This is a genomic window from Streptomyces sp. NPDC056224, from assembly GCF_042267665.1.
Lineage (GTDB): Bacteria > Actinomycetota > Actinomycetes > Streptomycetales > Streptomycetaceae > Streptomyces.
On the sequence record NZ_JBHJTK010000005.1, the window covers coordinates 197002 to 214748 of the forward strand.

The following is a 17747-nucleotide window of genomic DNA, read 5'->3' on the forward strand; positions in this document are numbered from 1 at the left end:
GAGCTGGCACCCATGTACAACCCCACCGTCGCCCGGCTCACCTACCGGGCCCTGCTCGGCCGCCGCCGGGCACTGATCCTTTTCCTGCTCCCGGCCCTGCTGATCGTCATCTCCATCGCCGTCCGCGCGCTCACGGGTGTCGACGACAGGGTCGCCGCCGACCTGCTCGGCGGCTTCGCCCTCGCGACGATGGTCCCGCTGATCGGCGTCATCGCCGGTACGGGCGCCATCGGACCCGAGATCGACGACGGTTCGATCGTCTATCTGCTCTCCAAGCCGGTGAAGCGCCCGACGATCATCATGACCAAGCTGATCGTCGCGATCGCCGTCACCATGGCCTTCTCAGCGATCCCCACCCTGATCGCCGGCTTCATCCTCAACGGCAACGGACAGCAGATCGCCGTCGCCTACACCGTCGCCGCTCTCGTCGCCTCGATCGCCTACAGTGCGCTGTTCCTCCTCCTGGGCACCGTCAGCCGGCACGCCGTCGTCTTCGGCCTGGTCTACGCCCTGATCTGGGAGTCGCTCTTCGGCAGCCTGGTCTCCGGTGCCAAGACCCTCAGCGTCCAGCAGTGGGCCCTGTCGCTCGCGGAGCGGGTCGCGGGCGAGGGATACGTCGATGCCACCGTCGGGCTCCCCACCGCCGCGGTCCTGCTCACCGTCGTTACCGTCGGCGCCACCGTCTACGCGGGCCAGAAGCTGCGCCGTCTCACCCTGGCGGGCGAGGAGTAGACCCCGCCGCCGCCCGTGCGGCACCCCCCTCGCGAAGCTGTGCCCCGCCCGGCCCACCAGCCGGGCGGGGCACAGCTTTGCGGGTCATCATCGGTGCATGATCGAGCACACCGGGCCCGAGCCGTCCAGGCCCATACGGTCCTGGATACGTTCCTCGCCCGGAACGCACATCTGGCTGCTGATCATCGCCGTCACCAGCATCGTCGTCGTGATCGCGCCCGACCGGGTCGAGCACGTCCTGCTCCACCGCAACAGCAGCAACATCCACCAGCTCGTCAAACACCCCATCCGGGCCCTCCTGAGCAGCGCCTTCTGGATCGAGAACCCGGCCTCGCTCGCCCTCTACGCCCTGCTCTTCGAGCTGTTCCACGCCCCCGTCGAACGCTGGCTCGGCACGATGCGCTGGCTCCTGATCGTCGCGACGGCCCACATCGTCGCCACGCTGGTCAGCCAAAAGGTCCTGCTGATGGCCATCCAGGACCACCGCGCCCCGCGCAGCATGACCCATGTCGTCGACATCGGCGTCAGCTACGGGCTCGCAGCCTCCATAGGAGTCCTCACCTACCGGCTCCCCCGCCCCTGGAAATGGCTCTACCTCGCCGGCGCCATCACCTTTTTCGGGCTCCCCCTCGTCACCGGCGGCACCTTCACCGACCTCGGCCACGCCATAGCGCTCTGCGTCGGCCTGCTCGCCTGGCCGCTCACCCGCCACGGTGTTTCACGTGAAACACCTCGTTTCACGTGAAACATCGCTAGTCGGCTTCTGCTTTCGCCACACCGTGCTCCCACGCCCACGCGGCGATCCCGACCCGGTTGCGCGCCCCCAGCTTCGCCTGGACGTTCGCGATGTGGGTCTTGGCCGTCCCCGCGCTGATGAACAGCTCCGCGCCGATCTCGGCATTGGTGAGCCCTCGTGCCACCAGGCGCACGATGTCCACCTCCCGGCCGGTCAGCGGATGGGGCCCGGGCGCCGACGGAGCGGCCGGCCCGGCCTCGGCGATCCGGCTCAGCAGGCGCACCGTGATCTGCGGGCTGATGAGCGTGTCCCCGGCCATCGCCGCCCGCACTCCCTCGATGAGCAGCGCGGGTCCCGATCGCTTCAGCAGGAAGCCACAGGCGCCGTTGCGCAGAGCGGTGTGCACGTACTCGTCCAGGTCGAAGGTGGTCACCACGACCACCCGTGTTCGGGGTGCCAGCAGTCGGGTCACCTCCAGCCCGTCGAGGCGGGGCATCCGGATGTCCGCCAGCACCACGTCGGGGCTCAGTTCCCCGGCCAGTGCCACCGCGCTCTCCCCGTCCGCGGCTTCCCCCACCACGGTCATGTCGGGCTGCGAATCGAGGATCAGCCGGAAACCGCTGCGGATGTCCTCTTGGTCATCGGCTATCAGGATGCGTGTGGTCACGCCGCCATGATCACCCGAGCGAGCCCTCCTGTGGGGGGAAGACCGCGCAAACCCGCCACCCGCCGTCCGCGTCCGCCCCGGCCCGCAGCGTCCCGCCCGCCGCCTCCACCCGTCCGCGCAGCCCTTCCAGTCCGGTGCCGCCGCGCCGACGGCGGGCCAGCAGGCCCGCGCCCCTGACCGCGGCGGAGTTGGTCACGCTGAGCTCCACGGCGGGCCCTGCCCGGCGCACGGCGACCCGTACCAGGGCCGCCCCGGGCGCGTGCCGGCGTACGTTCGTCAACGCCTCCACGGCCACCCGGTACGCCGTGGTGTCCGCCTCCCGCGAAAGCCCGCGTATGGCCTCCGGGTCTGCGTCCAGGGACCCGCCCTCGAACCGCTCCACCAGTTCCGGCAGTTGCGCCAGTCCCGGTACCGGAGCGGTCGGGCCGCCCGAGGCCTCCCGCAGGGCGTGCACCGTTCGGTCCATCGACTCCAGGGCGCTCAGGCCCGCGGCCTCGATCCGCTCCAGGGCGCGAACCGCCTGCCCGGGATTCTGCGCGGCCACGAAGCGGGCAGCCTGGGCCTGCACCACGATGGCACTCACATCGTGCGCCACGAAGTCGTGCAGATCACGGGCCAGTTCGAGCTGTTGATCGCGTCGCGCGTCGCGTACGGCCTGCCGCGCCCTGGCCGCCTGACGGCGCAGGTGGCCACCGGCCCCCACCGCTGCGAGAGCCGGCAGCGACCAGAAGGCCGCGGCCCCGCAGATGTCCAACCAGGAGCCGGTCGCCCACACCAGAGGAACCGGCCACACCGCCACCGTCGCCACACCCAGCGCGCCCGCGAGGATCCCGGACCGCACCGGGGACCAGCGCGCCATGAGGGCCAGCAGCGGCAGCATGAGGCAGGCCCAGAGCAGCATCCACGGCGCGGGCGCCCTCAGGACCAACGCGACGATGCCGACGACGGCAGCCGAGGCCAGCAACGGGGCACACACCGCACGCGGGTTCATGGTCATGGGCCGACCCTACGAGCGGGTCTCCGGGCCTGCCATCCGCTGTTCGGCAGAGACGGCCGGCCCGCCCGTCGCCAACGGCCTGCTGATCGGCGGATGGTCAGGGAGGGCCGGGCCGCAAGAGGCTTGAGACATCACCCGCCGTCTCAGCAAAAGGACTTCACGATGTCTGCACTCCCCGCGACCGCCACTGTCGCCACCGTCTCACCGTGGCTCCGGCGGACGGCCCAGGCGGCCTCGCTCACGGTGCTCCCGAGTTGCCTGTGGAGGCTGGTGATGGCTGCCGGCGTCCCTCTCGGCTTCGGCGTGGGCAGCCCGCACCACCACTCCCAGTTTCCCGGCTGGGGATCGCTCTATCTGGTCCTTCTGTGCCTCTTCCAGGAGTGCCTGGGGCTGGCGGCCTTCGGACTGGTCCAGCGTTGGGGCGAAGAGGTCCCCCGGTGGGTACCCGGGCTCGGTGGGCGCCGCATCCCCCGCCTCCTGGTCGTGCTTCCGTTCGCCCTCGCGGCGATCGCCGTCACCGCCGTCACCATCGCCATGGCCTGGTTCTGGAACAGCGTCAACGCGGCCGACCCGACCGCACCGCGTGGGATCGGTTACTGGGCCATGACCCTGCCCTACATCCCCATGCTCCTGTGGGGCCCGCTCCTCGCGGTCCTCACCACCGCCTACTGGCGCCGCCGCCGGACACACGGCTGATGCACGGAAAATCGCTGGTAAGGGGCTTCCGACCGGGGCAGAGTGAGTGGTGCGGGGAGCAACAAAAGGTCCGGGACGGCCACTTCGAGCGCGCCATACGGCGCGGGCCGTTCCGGACCTTTCTGCGTCGCGCGTGCTACGCGGCGCCCAGCAGGCGTTCCAGCACCACGGCGATGCCGTCTTCCTCGTTGGAGGCCGTCGCCTCGTCGGCCACGGCCTTGAGCTCCGGGTGGGCGTTGGCCATGGCCACGCCGTGCGCAGCCCAGCCGAACATCGGGATGTCGTTGGGCATGTCGCCGAAGGCGATCGTGTCCGCTGCCTTCACCCCCAGCCGACGGGCGGCCAGCGAGAGGCCGGTGGCCTTGGTCAGCCCCAGCGGGAGGATCTCCACTATGCCGGGGCCGGCCATCACGATGTCGACCAGGCTGCCCACGGTAGCCCGGGCCACCTTGACCAGCGCGTCGTCGTCCAGACCCGGGTGCTGGATGTACAGCTTGTTCAGCGGGGCCGTCCACATCGCCGCCGTGTCGTCCAGGTAGACGGCCGGGAGGCCTTCCTGCACCTGGTAGCCGGGGCCGAACAGGACCTCTCCGTCGACCCCGTCCCGGCTGGCCGCCAGGGCCAGCGGGCCGATCTCGGCCTCGATCTTCGACAACGCCAGACCGGCCAGCTGCCGGTCGAGCGTCACCGACGTCAGCAGCCGGTGCGCGCCCGCGTCGTACACCTGCGCGCCCTGCCCGCACACGGCGATCCCCTTGTAGCCGAGATCGTCCAGTACGTGCCGGGTCCAGGGCACGGCGCGGCCGGTGACGATGATGTGGGCAGCGCCCGCCGAGGTGGCCGCGACGAGCGCCTCACGGGTGCGTTCGGAAACGGTGTCGTCGCCACGCAGCAGCGTGCCGTCGAGATCGGTCGCGACGAGCTTGTACGGGAACGGGGCCGGACTCACTTGGTGATCGGCTCCAGGACCTCGCGGCCACCCAGGTACGGACGGAGCACCGGGGGAACGCGAACGGTGCCGTCGGCCTGCTGGTGGTTCTCCAGGATCGCGACGATCGTGCGCGGTACGGCGCACAGCGTGCCGTTCAGCGTGGACAGCGGCTGGGTCTTCTTGCCGTCGCGGTAGCGGATCGACAGCCGGCGGGCCTGGAATCCGTCGCAGTTCGAGGCGGAGGTCAGCTCGCGGTACTTGCCCTGGGTCGGGATCCAGGCCTCGCAGTCGAACTTGCGGGAGGCGGAGGAGCCCAGGTCACCAGTGGCGACGTCGATCACCTGGAACGGCAGCTCCAGGCTGGTCAGCCACTGCTTCTCCCATTCCAGGAGCCGCTGGTGCTCGGCCTCGGCCTCCTCCGGCGCGACGTACGAGAACATCTCGACCTTGTCGAACTGGTGGACGCGGAAGATGCCGCGCGTGTCCTTGCCGTACGTGCCCGCTTCGCGGCGGAAGCACGGCGAGAAGCCGGCGTACCGCAGCGGCAGCTTGTCGGCGTCGATGATCTCGTCCATGTGGTACGCGGCGAGCGGGACCTCGGAGGTGCCGACCAGGTAGTAGTCGTCCTTCTCCAAGTGGTACACGTTCTCCGCGGCCTGGCCGAGGAAGCCGGTGCCCTCCATGGCGCGCGGGCGGACCAGCGCCGGGGTCAGCATCGGGATGAAGCCGGCTTCGGTGGCCTGCGCGATGGCCGCGTTGACCAGCGCGAGTTCGAGCAGTGCGCCGACACCGGTGAGGTAGTAGAAGCGCGAGCCCGACACCTTGGCGCCGCGTTCGACGTCGATGGCGCCCAGCGACTCTCCGAGCTCCAGGTGGTCCTTGGGCTCGAAGCCCTCGGCGGCGAAGTCGCGGATGGTGCCGTGCGTCTCCAGGACGGTGAAGTCCTCCTCGCCGCCGACCGGGACGTCCTCGTGGACGATGTTGCCGAGCTGGAGGAGGAGCTGCTTGGCGGCTTCGTCCGCCTCGTTCTGCTCGGCCTCGGCCGCCTTGACGTCCTGCTTGAGCTGCTCGGCCTTCTTCAGCAGCTCGGCCCGCTCCTCCGGAGAGGCTTTGGGGATGAGCTTGCCGAGCGACTTCTGCTCATTGCGCAGTTCGTCGAAGCGAGCGCCCGAGGACCTGCGGCGCTCGTCGGCGGAGAGCAGCGCGTCGACAAGTCCGACGTCCTCTCCACGGGCGCGCTGCGAGGCGCGGACACGGTCAGGGTCTTCACGGAGCAGCCGGAGGTCAATCACCCCACCAGGCTACCGGGCTGGGGTTCCTGGGATCACACCGATATCACGCTGCGTGTCGCTATGTCTCAATTGCGGCAAATGCTTAAGTCTTGATGGCTGGCCGGAAGTGATGCTTCTCGGGCGGTCGGGAAAAGCGGGCCCATTCCCCGAAAAGGGGCACAACGTTGGGGTTGGGCACGGCATGAGCAGGCTGGAAGGGGTTCCTTGTCCACAGGAATTCCCGCCGCCCCCATGTTATCCACAGGCTGTGTGCCGCCTCTGTGGACACGGAAATAGATCATTCCCATCCGTTGGCGGCCCGGGGCGAATCAAGGTTCAAACCACCCTCACACACTCATTCGGGTGGGAATGACTCGTCCCAAAGAGTTGATCTGCGATGCACGGGTGACGCCGTTCACCTCCCGCTCCCCTACGCGAAACCCGGGCCCCCGACCGATTTGTCGACCTTGTCGCGCCACTCTGTCGACTTGTCCCCAGGTCCTCAACTCGGCCTGTGGATAACTCTGTGGATAGTGGACGAAGTCCTAGGCCCGGCCGTCGAGGCAACGGGTCAGCCAGTCGGAGGCTGCCGTGAAATCACCGTCCGAGGTCCCCGGCCGCGGAGCGCGTACGTCACCCTGAGCGATACCCGCGCGCGGGTAGGAGCCGAGGAACCGGACCTGGGGACAGGTCCGCTTGAGGCCCATGAGGGCCTCACTGACGCGCCGGTCGGAGATGTGGCCCTCGGCGTCGACCGCGAAGCAGTAGTTGCCGATGCCCTGCCCGGTCGGCCGGGACTGGATCAGCATCAGGTTGACCCCGCGCACGGCGAACTCCTGGAGGAGTTCCAGCAGCGCACCGGGGTGGTCGTCACCGAGCCACAGCACGACGGAGGTCTTGTCGGCTCCGGTCGGGGCGGCGGGCCGGGCGGGGCGCCCGACCAGCACGAACCGTGTCTCGGCGTTCTCCGCGTCGTGGATCTCTGTCATCAGCGGGACGAGCCCATAGGTGGCGGCGGCGAACTCGCCCGCGAACGCCGCGTCGAAGCGGCCTTCCTGGACCAGTCGGGCGCCGTCGGCGTTCGAGGCGGCCGACTCCCACACCGCGTCGGGCAGGTTCGCCCGCAGCCAGTTGCGCACCTGGGGTTGGGCGACCGGATGCCCGGTGACCGTCTTGACGTCCGACAGGGCCGTGCCCGGCCGCACGAGCAGCGCGAAGGCGATGGGCAGCAGCACCTCGCGGTAGATCATCAGCGGTTCGCCGGAGGCCAACTCGTCGAGGGTGGCGGTGACCCCGCCCTCCACCGAGTTCTCGATCGGGACCAGCGCGGCAGCCGCCTCGCCGTTGCGCACCGCGTCCAGGGCGGCCGGGACCGACACCATCGGGACGAGTTCCCGGGTGGCGGCTTCCGGCAGTGTGCGGAGGGCGGCTTCGGTGAAAGTGCCCTCGGGACCGAGATATGTGAAGCGGGTGGCCGACATGCGATCAGCCTAATGCCGGGGTGTTGCCCGAAGGAGCGGTGTTCACCCTTCGAGCAGTCGCTGCCCCACGTACTCACCGGGGCGGGGGCCGGGGGGAACCGCGTACAGGCCGCTGGACTCGTGCCGGATAAAGGCGGACAGCGCGTCACCCCGGTCGAGCTTGCGCTGGACGGGCACGAATCCGCGCAGCGGGTCGGCCTGCCAGCAGATGAAGAGGAGCCCGGCGTCGGGGGCGCCGTCGGAGCCGATTCCGTCGTGGAAGGAGAACGGGCGCCGCAGCATGGCGGCCCCGCCGTTCTGCTCGGGGGCGGAGATCCGGGCGTGGGCGTTGGACGGGATGACCGGCTTTCCGTCGGAGCCGATCTTGTCGAGCGCCATCTCGGTGGTCTCGCCCCCGCCGGTGAGCGGGGCGCCGGTGGCCTTGGTGCGGCCGATGACCTGCTCCTGCTGGGTGAGGGACTGCTTGTCCCAGTCGTCGAGCAGCATCCGGATGCGCCGGACGACGGCGTACGAGCCCCCGGCCATCCAGGAGTGCTCGGCGGGCCCGGGGCCCGCCGCGGGGACGAAGATCCGCTTGTCGAAGTCGGGCTCCGAGGGCTTCGGGTTCCTGGTGCCGTCGACCTGGCCCATGAGGTTGCGGGCGGTCATCGGGGAGGCGGTGGCGCCGGGGGAGCGGTTGAAGCCGTTCATCTGCCAGCGGATGCGGGCGGCCTCCCCGGCGTCCTTCTGGAGGGCGCGCAGGGCGTGGAAGGCGACGAGCCCGTCGTTCGCACCGATCTGTATCCACAGGTCGCCGTTGCTGCGCCGGTCGTCCAGCCGGTCGGAGGAGAAGTCCGGCAGCGGGTCGAGGGCTGCGGGGCGGCGGGCGGTCAGGCTGGTGCGCTCGAAGAAGGAATGACCGAAGCCGAACGTGACGGTGAGGGAGGACGGACCGGCGTCAAGGGCGATCCCGGTGTCCTCGGACGCCGTGGTCTCGCCCGCCATGAGCCGGCGGGCTGTTTCGGACCAGCGGCGCAGCAGTGCGGCGGCCTCCGTGCGGCCCGCTCCGGCCGCGAGGTCGAAGGCGACGAGGTGGCCCTTGGCCTGCAGCGGCGTGGTGATCCCGGCCTGGTGGTCGCCGTGGAAGGCGGCCTCGGTGGCCCCGAGGGAGGAGAGGCGCGAGGCGTCCCCGGCGCCGGAGGCGTGCGCGGGGCCGGCGAGTGCGGAGTGCGCGAGCGCGCCGCCTGCGCTGCCGAGCGCGAGCCCTGCGGCGCCTGCGGCGCCGACGGTGCCCAGCAGGCGGCGGCGGGAGATTTCGATGTCGGGGTTGCTCTCGGTCACGCTGGTCAGCCGATCTTCACGGTCTTCTGGACGGTCGTCTGGTCGATGTCGGAGGTACGGACGGTCACTTCGATGCGCCATTCGCCGGCGAGCGGCAGTTGGACGCCCGACGCGGTCCAGTGTCCTGGGGCGGAACGGTCGGGCAGCACCGGCAGGGGTCCGACGTCCTTCGCGGGGAGGGTGAAGGCCACCCTGACCTCGGGGAGGTCGAGGGGTTTTCCGTCCTCTGAGTCGGCCCAGAGGTGGAGGACGTTGGCGCCGACCCGGCCCGGATTGAGTTCGAGCCGAACGTTCCCCTTCCCGTTCTGGCCGCCGGCGTCGAAGGGCAGGCTGATCTTGATGGCACGGTCGGGAACGGCGGTGGCGGTGGAGCTCCGGGTCGTCTCCCGCTCAACGGTGCGCCCGGGCTCGGTGCTGGTGAGGACCGTGGTGACTGCGAGCAGGGCCACTGCGACACCGGCCTCGGCGAGGACGGAGCGGCGTAGGCGGGCGCGTTCCGGGTCGGCGTCACGCACCTGCTTCTCGCGCGCGCTCTCGCGGGCGGCGTGCTGCCGGGCGAGCTGGGCGGCCCGCCGGGGGTCGGCGGGTACGGTGACGGGCTCTGTTTCACGTGAAACATCGGCAGGGTCGGAGGCCGTTTCACGTGAAACATCGGCTGCGTCGGAATCTGTTTCACGTGAAACATCGACGGTTGCTCCGGGGGCGTCGGCGAGCCGTGCGGTCCATTTCCGGGACACGTAGGCGATGGCGACGAGAACGGTCACCAGCCCGACCTTCAGGAGCAGCAGCCGCCCGTACGAGGTGTCCGTGAGCGCGGACCAACTGCCGAGCTGGCGCCAGGACTGGTAGACGCCGGTGGCGACGAGCACCAGGACGCTGATGAAAGCGACCCGGGAGAAGCGCCGGACCGCCGACCGCTCCATCCCGGGGATCTTGTACAGGGAGACGAGCAGCGCGGCGAGGCCGCCGAGCCAGGTGGCGACGGCCAGCAGGTGCAGGATGTCGGCGGGCATGGCTATGCCGGGCTGGATCCCCGTGGAGGCGTGCTCGGACAGGGACCAGGTGGCCGCGATGCCGCTGGAGACGACGGCGCCGCCGATACCCAGGCCGAAGGTGAGGTCGCCGGTGTCCTTGACCTCCTCCGCCGTCGCGGCGCCCTGCAGGCGCCGAGCGTAGACACCGAAGAGGACCGCGACGAAGAGGGCGGCTGCGCCCAGCAGGAGCAGCCGGGAGATCAGCGAGGCGCCGGTCTTGGTGTCCAGGACGGCCTTGAGTCCGTTGAGGTCGAAGACGTCGGTGAAATTCCCCGACCCGGTGTACGGGGTGCGGAGCACCAGCATCGCGAGGGTGGCGGCGGTGAGGGTCACCCAGGCGCGTACGACGAGCTTCTGGAGAGGGCGTTCGGCCGCTCCCCGGCGCAGGCACAGCAGGATGAAGGCGGCACCGCCGACGAGGACGGTGAAGCCGGCGTAGGCGGCGTAGCGGGCGATCCCGTACACGATGCCGACGGGTCCGCCGCCCGCCTGTCGGGCGGGGAGGGCGACGGTGGTGGCCGAGGGCGCTCCGACGGAGAAGGTGAAGGCGCCGGAGACCGGGTGGCTGTCGGCGGAGACGGCCTGCCAGGCGACGGTGTAGGTGCCGTTGGGCAGGCCGGTGTGGAGTGCGGCGCCGTAGCGGATGGTGTTCCCGCTGCACATGTCGCGCAGTTCGCCGGTGTCCACGCGCTTGCCCTGGGGGTCCAGCACGCGGATGGAGTCGTCGCCCATGGCGACCTGCTCCGAGAAGGAGAGGGTGACCTGGGCGGGGGCCGTGGCGACCACCGCCCCGTCCTTGGGGTCGCTCGCGGTGAGTGCGGCGTGCGCCGAGGCCGGAGAGGCCGCAGTGAACAGGGTTGCCAGCAGGGCTGCGAGGACCAGCGTGAACCGCGGCACAAGTGCTGCGGCCCGGGCGTGGACCGTGGAGGGGGCGGGGGCGGTGGCCGTCATGGCGTGTGGCTTCCTCGGTCCGTCAGTGGGCGTTGGAGTTCTGCGCGGTGTACGTCCGTTCCTTCACGTCGAGTTCGACCTTGATGGGGTCGGCTTTCTCGAAGCGGAGCTCGATGGTGACCTTGTCGCCGACCTTCGGGGTGCTCTTGAGGCCCATGAACATGACGTGGCTGCCGCCGCGTTCCAGCTTGAGTTCGCCGTTGGCGGGCACGTCCAGGGACGGGACCTGCTGCATCTTCTGGTCCTTGGTCTCGTGGATCTGCAGATCGTCGGAGAGCGTGGAGGTGACGCCGGTGAGTTTGTCGGCGGTCTTGGAGCCGTTCTTGATGACCATGAACGCGCCGGCCATCTTGTCGTTGACGGGCTCGGGCATGAAGGCTCCGCTGACCGTCGGCGCGGGCTTGGCCGCGTCGCCCTCGGAGCCGGAACAGCCGGATATGGCGAGTGCTGCCGTCAGGGAGAGCGTGGCGGCGAGGATACGGGTGGTGCGGGCGTTCACGGGTTCTCTCCCTTGATGAGCTTCGGCAGGTCCTTGGTGTAGTCGTCGACGGTGGCGCCTTCGCCGTAGAGGACGTAGCCCTCGTCGGTCTTGGGCGAGAACGCGATGACCTGGGCGCCGTGCATGGAGACGACGCTGCCGTCGGCCTCCTTCTTGGCGGCCTCGATGCCGATGCCGAGCGAGCGCGCGGCGGCCTGGATGGTGGCGAAGTCCCCGGTGAGCCCGGTGAAGGCCGGATCCTGGGACTTGAGCCACGCGCCGAGTGAGTCGGGGGTGTCCCGTTCGGGGTCCGTGGTGACGAAGACGACCCGGAGCTTGTCCTGGTCCGCCTGTGGGAGTGCCTTCTTCGCGACGGCGATGTTGCTCATCGTCAGCGGGCACACGTCGGGGCAGTTGGTGTAGCCGAAGTAGACGAGCGTCGTCCTGCCCTTGGTCTGCTCCCGCAGGTTCCACGGCTTGCCGGTGGTGTCCGTGAGGACCAGCTCCGGCTTGGTGAAGGGGCGGTCCAGGAGGGTCGCGGCCCGGGTCTTGTCCTGGCCGCCGGAGATCTGGGTGACCGAGTTCGTGTCGGCGGGCCGGCCGCCGCAGGCGGTCAGGGTGAGCGCGGCCGCCGCAATGAGAGCGGCGACCGTCACACGTGTGGTGCGCATGGAGAGGTGTCCCTGGGATCGGGGAGTACGGATGTTTGAGAACGACAGGTCTGAGAACGACAGGTCTGAGAACGACGGCGCCTACGGGCGCGGCAGGTCAGGCGGAGCGGCGACGCGACGCGACACCGAAGGCGACACCGCCGAGCCCGATGACGATGCCCGCGATGCCGAGGACCCGGGCGGTCGTGTCCGAGCCGCTCGTTTCGGCGGCCTCGTCGTGGCCGTGCTGCGCGTCCTTGTCGGAGTTCTTGGCCTGGTCGGTCTTGGCGTCACCGTGGTGGTCGTCGCCCTTGGCGGCGGTCAGCTTCAGGACCGGCGCAGGATTCTGCGGTTCCGCGGCGCCTTCCTTGGCCTCTTCGATCCACCGGACGACCTCGTTGTTGTCGTACGTCTGGATCGCCTTGAAGACCATCTGGTCGACGTTCTCGGGCAGCTTGCCCACGGACAGCGGGAACTGCTGGAACTTGCCGGGCTCGATCTTGCCGCCGGACCAGGTGACCTTGGTGACAGCCTCGTTGATCTGCTTGCCGTGCACGGTCAGCGGCTTGTCGAGCTTGCTCTTCTCGACCGCCACGGTCCAGCCGGGAACGTCCTGCGGCATGACGGACGTGAGCGGCTGGTCGACCGGGAAGTTGACCTCCAGCTGCGTGGTCGACGCGTTGTCGCGCTCGTTGGGGACCTTGAAGTTGATCGTCGCGTAGCCACCCTTGGTGGCCTCGCCGGGCTGCACGCCGACGTGGGCGAAGGCCGTACCGGAGAGGACGAGGACGGTACCGGAGGCGAGGGCGGCGGCGAAGGAGACGCGAGAGGCCTTCATGCGGAAACACTCCACGGGATCAGTGATGACGTTGGCTCCGGGCACGGGCGCGCGCGGAGTTCGCGGCACCGGTGCTCCCGTCGTGTGTCCCGGGAAGGAGGGTGCCGCGTCAGGCTGCGAGGGCGAGGGCCGTGGGCGGCCCGCGCCTGATCACCGAGTGGTGCAGTGCCTCCCGGCCGGTGGCGGCAGCGGGATCGGCCTCGGTCCGCGGGATCTGCCGGGTACGGGCGGGCGCGCCGGGGAGGCCGGCGCCCAAGGCGCGTACGAAGGCCAGCGCGGCACGCAGCGGGCGTACCGGGGTGGCTTCGGCGGATGTCCGGGACAGTTCGACGAGCCGGAAGAGTGCGGCGTCGCCGCGGCCGAGGAGCCAGCCGGCGGCCAGCGCCGCGAGCAGGTGACCGAACAGCATGGCGGGGCTGAACAGCCCGGTCGCGGGGGCCGCGGCGGCTGCCTGGACCACGTGGGCGTGGGCGCTGTGGCCTTGGGCCGCGAACTGTCCGGCTTGGGCGAGCTGTCCGGTCAGGGCGGCCGGGTCCAGACCGGCGGACTCCAGGATCCGGCTGGCGTCGGCCGGGCTGAGCGGTACGGAATTGCCTCCGCACACCAGCCTGGCGGCGAGCTCCGGGAGCGAGCCGTCGGAGGCGCCGACCGGTGTCCGGGCCGCCGTGGCGCCGTGCTGGGCGAGGCCGAACAACGTGTGCAGCGTGAGTTGCCCGGCGGCCAGCCCGGTGGCGATGCCGGGCAGCGCGCGGCGGCGGCCGGCGAGCGGGGCCGCGACGGCGAAGACGACGAGGAACCCCGCGAACAGGGACCACCAGGGCACGGTGGCGCAGGACGCCAGCGCGTGCCCGGCCGCGGACAGCACGACGCAGACCGCGGTGAACACCGCGGCCCGGATCAGCCGGAGGCCGGTTCCGGCGTGCGTCGCGTGGGGGTCAGTCATGGCCGGCTCATCATCGCACTGCGCTCAGGGCCTTCATGCGGCAGGTCCGGAAGGTCCCATGAGTCCGTCATGGGTGCCCTTGACCGGCACAGCGGGGCAACGCGGCGGACACCGTCGCGTGCACAAGGGTCCGCCGCGAGCGCATCGGCCGAACGAGGGCAATGGAGCGCTCGGACGGACGCCGGGCGCTTACGGCCCCCCACGGGCGGCAATAGGTAACCGTATGAGCATCTGGTGGTCTCTCCACTTGAGGCGCGAAGCCGCGAGCGTGCCGCTCGCCAGGCGACTGCTGCTGGGGACGATGGAGACCGCGGGGGTGGACCCGGACATCTCCTTCGACCTCTCGGTGGCGCTGAGCGAGGCGTGCACGAACGCGGTGGAGCACGGTGGGGGCGGCGGTATCCCGGATGAGGCCGAGGCGTACCACGTCACGGCCTATCTGGACGGGGACCGATGCCGCATCGAGGTGACCGATTCGGGTCCGGGTTTCCCGTACGCGACAGGGGCCCGTCACAGACCCTCGTTGGCCGAGCACGGCCGGGGACTGCACCTGATCGAGGAACTCGCCGACCACGTCCGCTTCCGGAACCGGCCGGGCCGCGGCGCGGTGGTGAGCTTCGACAAGATGCTGAAGTGGCGCGACGACGCACTGCTGAAGGTGTCGTAGGCACGCCGATGGGCGGGTTCCGCCCGGGGATCCCGCCCACCGTCACACGCAGGGCTCAGCCCTGGGGCCGTCAGCCCTTGAGCCGCGCCATCCAGGCCTCGACCTCGTCCGAGGTGCGGGGCAGCCCGGCCGACAGGTTCCGGTTGCCGTCCTCGGTGACCAGGATGTCGTCCTCGATCCGGACGCCGATCCCGCGGTACTCCTCGGGCACGGTCAGGTCGTCGGCCTGGAAGTACAGACCGGGCTCGACCGTGAGACACATGCCGGGCTCCAGCGTGCCGTCGACGTACGCCTCGGTGCGCGCGGCGGCGCAGTCGTGGACGTCCATGCCGAGCATGTGGCCGGTGCCGTGCAGGGTCCAGCGACGCTGCAGGCCGAGCTCCAGGACGCGCTCGACCGGGCCCTCCAGCAGGCCCCACTCGACGAGCTTCTCGGCCAGCACGTGCTGGGAGGCGTCGTGGAAGTCCCGGAACTTCGCACCCGGCTTGACGGCGGCGATGCCGGCTTCCTGCGACTCGTAGACAGCGTCGTAGATCTTGCGCTGAATGTCGGTGTACGTGCCGTTGATCGGCAGCGTGCGCGTGACGTCGGCGGTGTAGAGGGAGTTCGTCTCCACACCGGCGTCGAGCAGCAGCAGGTCGCCGGAGCGGACGTCGCCGTCGTTACGGACCCAGTGCAGTGTGCAGGCGTGCGGGCCGGCGGCGCAGATGGAGCCGTAGCCGACGTCGTTGCCCTCGACGCGGGCGCGCAGGAAGAAGGTGCCCTCGATGTAGCGCTCGGAGGTGGCCTCGGCCTTGTCGAGGACCTTCACGACGTCCTCGAAGCCGCGGACGGTGGAGTCGACGGCCTTCTGCAGCTCGCCGATCTCGAAGTCGTCCTTCACGGCGCGGGCCTCGGAGAGGTAGACGCGCAGCTCTTCGTCGCGCTCCTTGGTCACCTTGTCGGTGAGGGCGGATTCGATCACGGAGTCGTGGCCGCGGACGTTTCGGACCGGGCCCTCGGCCTCGGTGAGGGCCTCGGCGAGCTCGCGGACGTCCTTGGCGGGGATGCCCAGGAGCTGCTCGGCCTCGGTGAGGGAGTGGCGGCGGCCGACCCACAGTTCGCCCTGGCCGGAGAGCCAGAACTCGCCGTTCTCACGGTTGGAGCGCGGCAGCAGGTAGACGGTGGCCGTGTGGCCGCTCTCCCCGGTGGGCTCCAGGACCAGGACGCCGTTCTCGGTCTGGTCGCCGGTGAGGTACGCGTACTCGGTCGAGGCGCGGAAGGGGTACTCGGTGTCGTTCGAGCGGGTCTTCAGGCGTCCCGCGGGGACGACGAGGCGCTCGCCGGGGAAGCGCGCGGACAGCGCGGCGCGGCGGGCAGCGGTGTGCGCGGCCTGGGCGATGGGCTCCAGCCCGTGCAGCTCGGTGTCGGCCCAGCCGGTGCGCATGCTCTCGGCGAGTTCGTCGCTGACGCCCGGGTACAGCCCGTTCTTCCGCTGCTTGTGCGCCTTCTTGGGCTGCTCTTCTTCCGGGGTCTCCGGGGTGAGCTCGTCAGCCACGTCTTCTCCTCAGCTGCGATGGGTGTGGACCTGTGGGTGTGGGCCCCATCCATCGTAGGCGCGAGCGGAAACGGCCGGAGGGGCATGTGCTGTTTGGCACAAAGAGCCCCAACCGGCTGAATCGTCGCAGATCACTCAAACCGGGCGGCGAGCAGCACGATGTCCTCGGGGAGGTCGGCCGGTTCCCCTTCGGGCAGCACGGTCCGCAGGATGTGGTCGCAGAGGGCGGCCGGGTCGTCGCGGGCTGCACGGGGAACCGCCGCGGCCGCCGCGTGCAGCCGGGCGTAGGCCCGGTCCATCGGGTCCCCGGTGCGCCGCAGAAGCCCGTCCGTGTAGAGCAGCACCGTTTCTCCGGGTGCGGGTTCGATCTCCACGCTGGGCGCCTCCCAGCAGGACAGCATCCCCAGCGGCGCGGAGAGCGAGGTCTCCACGTACTCGGTGCGGCGCTCGCCGATGAGCAGGGGCGGGGTGTGTCCCGCGCCCGCCAGGATGATCTTGTTCCGTTCGCCGCCCCCACCGGGGCTCCCGACGGGCTCGCAGTAGGCGAAGAGCGCGGTGGCCGAGCGGGCCGGCTCCGTGAGGCGCAGCAGCAGCTCCAGGTCGGACAGGACGGCGACGGGGTCCTCGCCCTCCATGACGGCGTAGGCGCGCAGCGAGGCCCGGAGACGGCCCATCGCGGCGACGGCGCTGGGCCCGGAACCGGTGACGGAGCCTACGGCCAGCCCGAGGGCGCCCTCGGGCAGGGGCAGGGCGTCGTACCAGTCGCCCCCGCCGCGCGGCCCGGTGTGGTGGCGGGCGGCGAGCTGGACCCCGGGGAGCCGGGGGAGTCGGCTGGGCAGCAGTTCCTCGCTGATGGAGGCCAGGCGGGAGCGGGATCGTTCCACCTCCAGCATCCGGGCCAGGTGCTCGGCGGCGTGGCGCACGTACAGGCCGGCGAGGTCGCGCTGGCGGTCACTGGGCTCGGCCTGCTCGTCGTAGAGCCAGACGGCCGCGCCCAGCCGGCCGGTGGCCTCGGCCGTCAGCGGCAGGGCGTAGCTGGCGGCGTAGCCGAGGCGGGCGGCGACCTCACGGTGCCGGGGGTCGACGGGGGTGGCGAAACCCCCGGTGCCGGGGGAGCAGCCCGCCTCGGAGAGCACCTCGGAACCGCCATGGGCGTCGGGCAGCCCGTCGAGGATGCGGCCGTACGAGGTGGCGCTGCGCGGCACCGTCTCGATGTGGCCGAGGTCGGCGTGGCCGAGGCCGAGGCCGATCGTGTGGGTGGGGCCGAGCCCGTCGGAGGGTTCCAGGATGATCAGGCCGCGGCGGGCGCCCACGAGTGCGGCACCGGCGCGCAGGAATTCATGGAGGGAGGAGTCGAGATCGCCGCTGCGGGCCAGGCGTTCGGTGAGCTCATGGAGGGTGGTGAGGTCCGAGACCATACCCGCCAGCCGGTCCTGGATGAGGTTGCCCGGTCCGGGTACCGGGGCCGGGGCGGGGCTGGTGCGTGCGGTCGTGGGCGCCACAGTGTGCGGTGACGTCGTCACTGCTGGATCGATTCCAGCCACTTTCGGCAGATGCGGAGCGCTCATGGCGTCCGCCTTTCCACCTGGTGCGATTCGCCATATAGCATCGCAAACCCCCAGATCGTGCTGCGCCGCCATCAAGGAATCCACATCTACACGCATACACGGACGCATGTCCAGCATTGCCCAGGTGGGAATCCTGGTGTCCGTGAGGCGGCAACTCACTGTCCAGCCAAGGCTAGAACTTGGCCGGAAAATGCCGGAAGCGGACGGTTCTTGCGGTCGACTGGACGGGCTCCAGAGGGGGTTCGGGTAC

17 protein-coding genes are annotated in these 17747 nt (G+C 70.5%); 4 read left to right on the forward strand and 13 right to left on the reverse strand.

Features of this window, described 5'->3' with window-relative positions; all coding sequences use genetic code 11:
* Positions 1-12: 12 nt before the first annotated feature.
* Together ACFCZ1_RS09830 and ACFCZ1_RS09835 are read left to right on the forward strand one after the other, a co-directional pair.
* On the forward strand, positions 13-732 hold the full coding sequence (locus tag ACFCZ1_RS09830) for an ABC transporter permease subunit (RefSeq protein ID WP_376677868.1): 720 nt from the start codon (positions 13-15) through the stop codon (positions 730-732).
* Positions 733-829: 97 nt separating this feature from the next.
* Positions 830-1477, forward strand: a complete 648-nt coding sequence (locus ACFCZ1_RS09835) for a rhomboid-like protein (protein WP_376677869.1) — start codon at positions 830-832, stop codon at positions 1475-1477.
* Positions 1478-1484: 7 nt separating this feature from the next.
* Here ACFCZ1_RS09835 and ACFCZ1_RS09840 read toward each other — a convergent pair whose 3' ends face one another.
* The gene (locus tag ACFCZ1_RS09840) at positions 1485-2135 is read right to left on the reverse strand and encodes a response regulator (RefSeq protein WP_376677870.1); all 651 of its coding nucleotides are present in this window, start codon (positions 2133-2135) and stop codon (positions 1485-1487) included.
* A gap of 10 nt (positions 2136-2145) precedes the next feature.
* Entirely contained in the window at positions 2146-3132 is a 987-nt protein-coding gene (locus tag ACFCZ1_RS09845; RefSeq protein WP_376677871.1) for a sensor histidine kinase, read from the reverse strand.
* Positions 3133-3294: 162 nt separating this feature from the next.
* Between ACFCZ1_RS09845 and ACFCZ1_RS09850 the strand changes: the two genes are divergently transcribed.
* On the forward strand, positions 3295-3828 hold the full coding sequence (locus ACFCZ1_RS09850) for a hypothetical protein (RefSeq protein ID WP_376677872.1): 534 nt from the start codon (positions 3295-3297) through the stop codon (positions 3826-3828).
* Positions 3829-3964: 136 nt separating this feature from the next.
* Here ACFCZ1_RS09850 and ACFCZ1_RS09855 read toward each other — a convergent pair whose 3' ends face one another.
* The 9 genes from ACFCZ1_RS09855 to ACFCZ1_RS09895 all read right to left on the reverse strand — a co-directional run bounded on the left by ACFCZ1_RS09855 (position 3965) and on the right by ACFCZ1_RS09895 (position 13725).
* Positions 3965-4777, reverse strand: a complete 813-nt coding sequence (locus ACFCZ1_RS09855) for an HAD family hydrolase (RefSeq protein WP_376677873.1) — start codon at positions 4775-4777, stop codon at positions 3965-3967.
* Complete coding sequence (serS, locus tag ACFCZ1_RS09860; protein ID WP_376677874.1) at positions 4774-6051, reverse strand: serine--tRNA ligase; 1278 nt, start codon at positions 6049-6051, stop codon at positions 4774-4776. Before serS ends, ACFCZ1_RS09855 begins: the two co-directional genes overlap by 4 nt.
* 524 nt (positions 6052-6575) lie before the next feature.
* The gene (pheA, locus tag ACFCZ1_RS09865; RefSeq protein ID WP_376677875.1) at positions 6576-7511 is read right to left on the reverse strand and encodes a prephenate dehydratase; all 936 of its coding nucleotides are present in this window, start codon (positions 7509-7511) and stop codon (positions 6576-6578) included.
* Positions 7512-7553: 42 nt separating this feature from the next.
* Entirely contained in the window at positions 7554-8912 is a 1359-nt protein-coding gene (gene efeB, locus ACFCZ1_RS09870) for an iron uptake transporter deferrochelatase/peroxidase subunit (protein ID WP_376677876.1), read from the reverse strand.
* A complete protein-coding gene (locus ACFCZ1_RS09875; RefSeq protein WP_376677877.1) occupies positions 8837-10816 on the reverse strand; it encodes a copper resistance CopC/CopD family protein in 1980 nt (659 codons plus the stop codon). Before ACFCZ1_RS09875 ends, efeB begins: the two co-directional genes overlap by 76 nt.
* Before the next feature lie 22 nt (positions 10817-10838).
* The gene (locus tag ACFCZ1_RS09880; RefSeq protein ID WP_376677878.1) at positions 10839-11315 is read right to left on the reverse strand and encodes a copper chaperone PCu(A)C; all 477 of its coding nucleotides are present in this window, start codon (positions 11313-11315) and stop codon (positions 10839-10841) included.
* Positions 11312-11965, reverse strand: a complete 654-nt coding sequence (locus ACFCZ1_RS09885) for an SCO family protein (RefSeq protein WP_376677879.1) — start codon at positions 11963-11965, stop codon at positions 11312-11314. Before ACFCZ1_RS09885 ends, ACFCZ1_RS09880 begins: the two co-directional genes overlap by 4 nt.
* Positions 11966-12062: 97 nt before the next feature.
* Positions 12063-12782, reverse strand: coding sequence for a YcnI family protein (locus ACFCZ1_RS09890; RefSeq protein WP_376677880.1), 720 nt, complete (start codon positions 12780-12782; stop codon positions 12063-12065).
* A gap of 109 nt (positions 12783-12891) precedes the next feature.
* Positions 12892-13725, reverse strand: a complete 834-nt coding sequence (locus ACFCZ1_RS09895; RefSeq protein WP_376677881.1) for a hypothetical protein — start codon at positions 13723-13725, stop codon at positions 12892-12894.
* Between the two features lie 223 nt (positions 13726-13948).
* On the opposite strand from ACFCZ1_RS09895, the gene ACFCZ1_RS09900 reads away from it, so the two are divergent.
* Positions 13949-14392, forward strand: coding sequence for an ATP-binding protein (locus ACFCZ1_RS09900; protein ID WP_376677882.1), 444 nt, complete (start codon positions 13949-13951; stop codon positions 14390-14392).
* A 70-nt stretch (positions 14393-14462) separates the two neighbouring features.
* Here ACFCZ1_RS09900 and ACFCZ1_RS09905 read toward each other — a convergent pair whose 3' ends face one another.
* Positions 14463-15929, reverse strand: a complete 1467-nt coding sequence (locus ACFCZ1_RS09905) for an aminopeptidase P family protein (protein ID WP_376677883.1) — start codon at positions 15927-15929, stop codon at positions 14463-14465.
* Between the two features lie 131 nt (positions 15930-16060).
* Entirely contained in the window at positions 16061-17614 is a 1554-nt protein-coding gene (locus tag ACFCZ1_RS09910) for a PP2C family protein-serine/threonine phosphatase (protein ID WP_376677884.1), read from the reverse strand.
* Between the last annotated feature and the right edge of the window lie 133 nt (positions 17615-17747).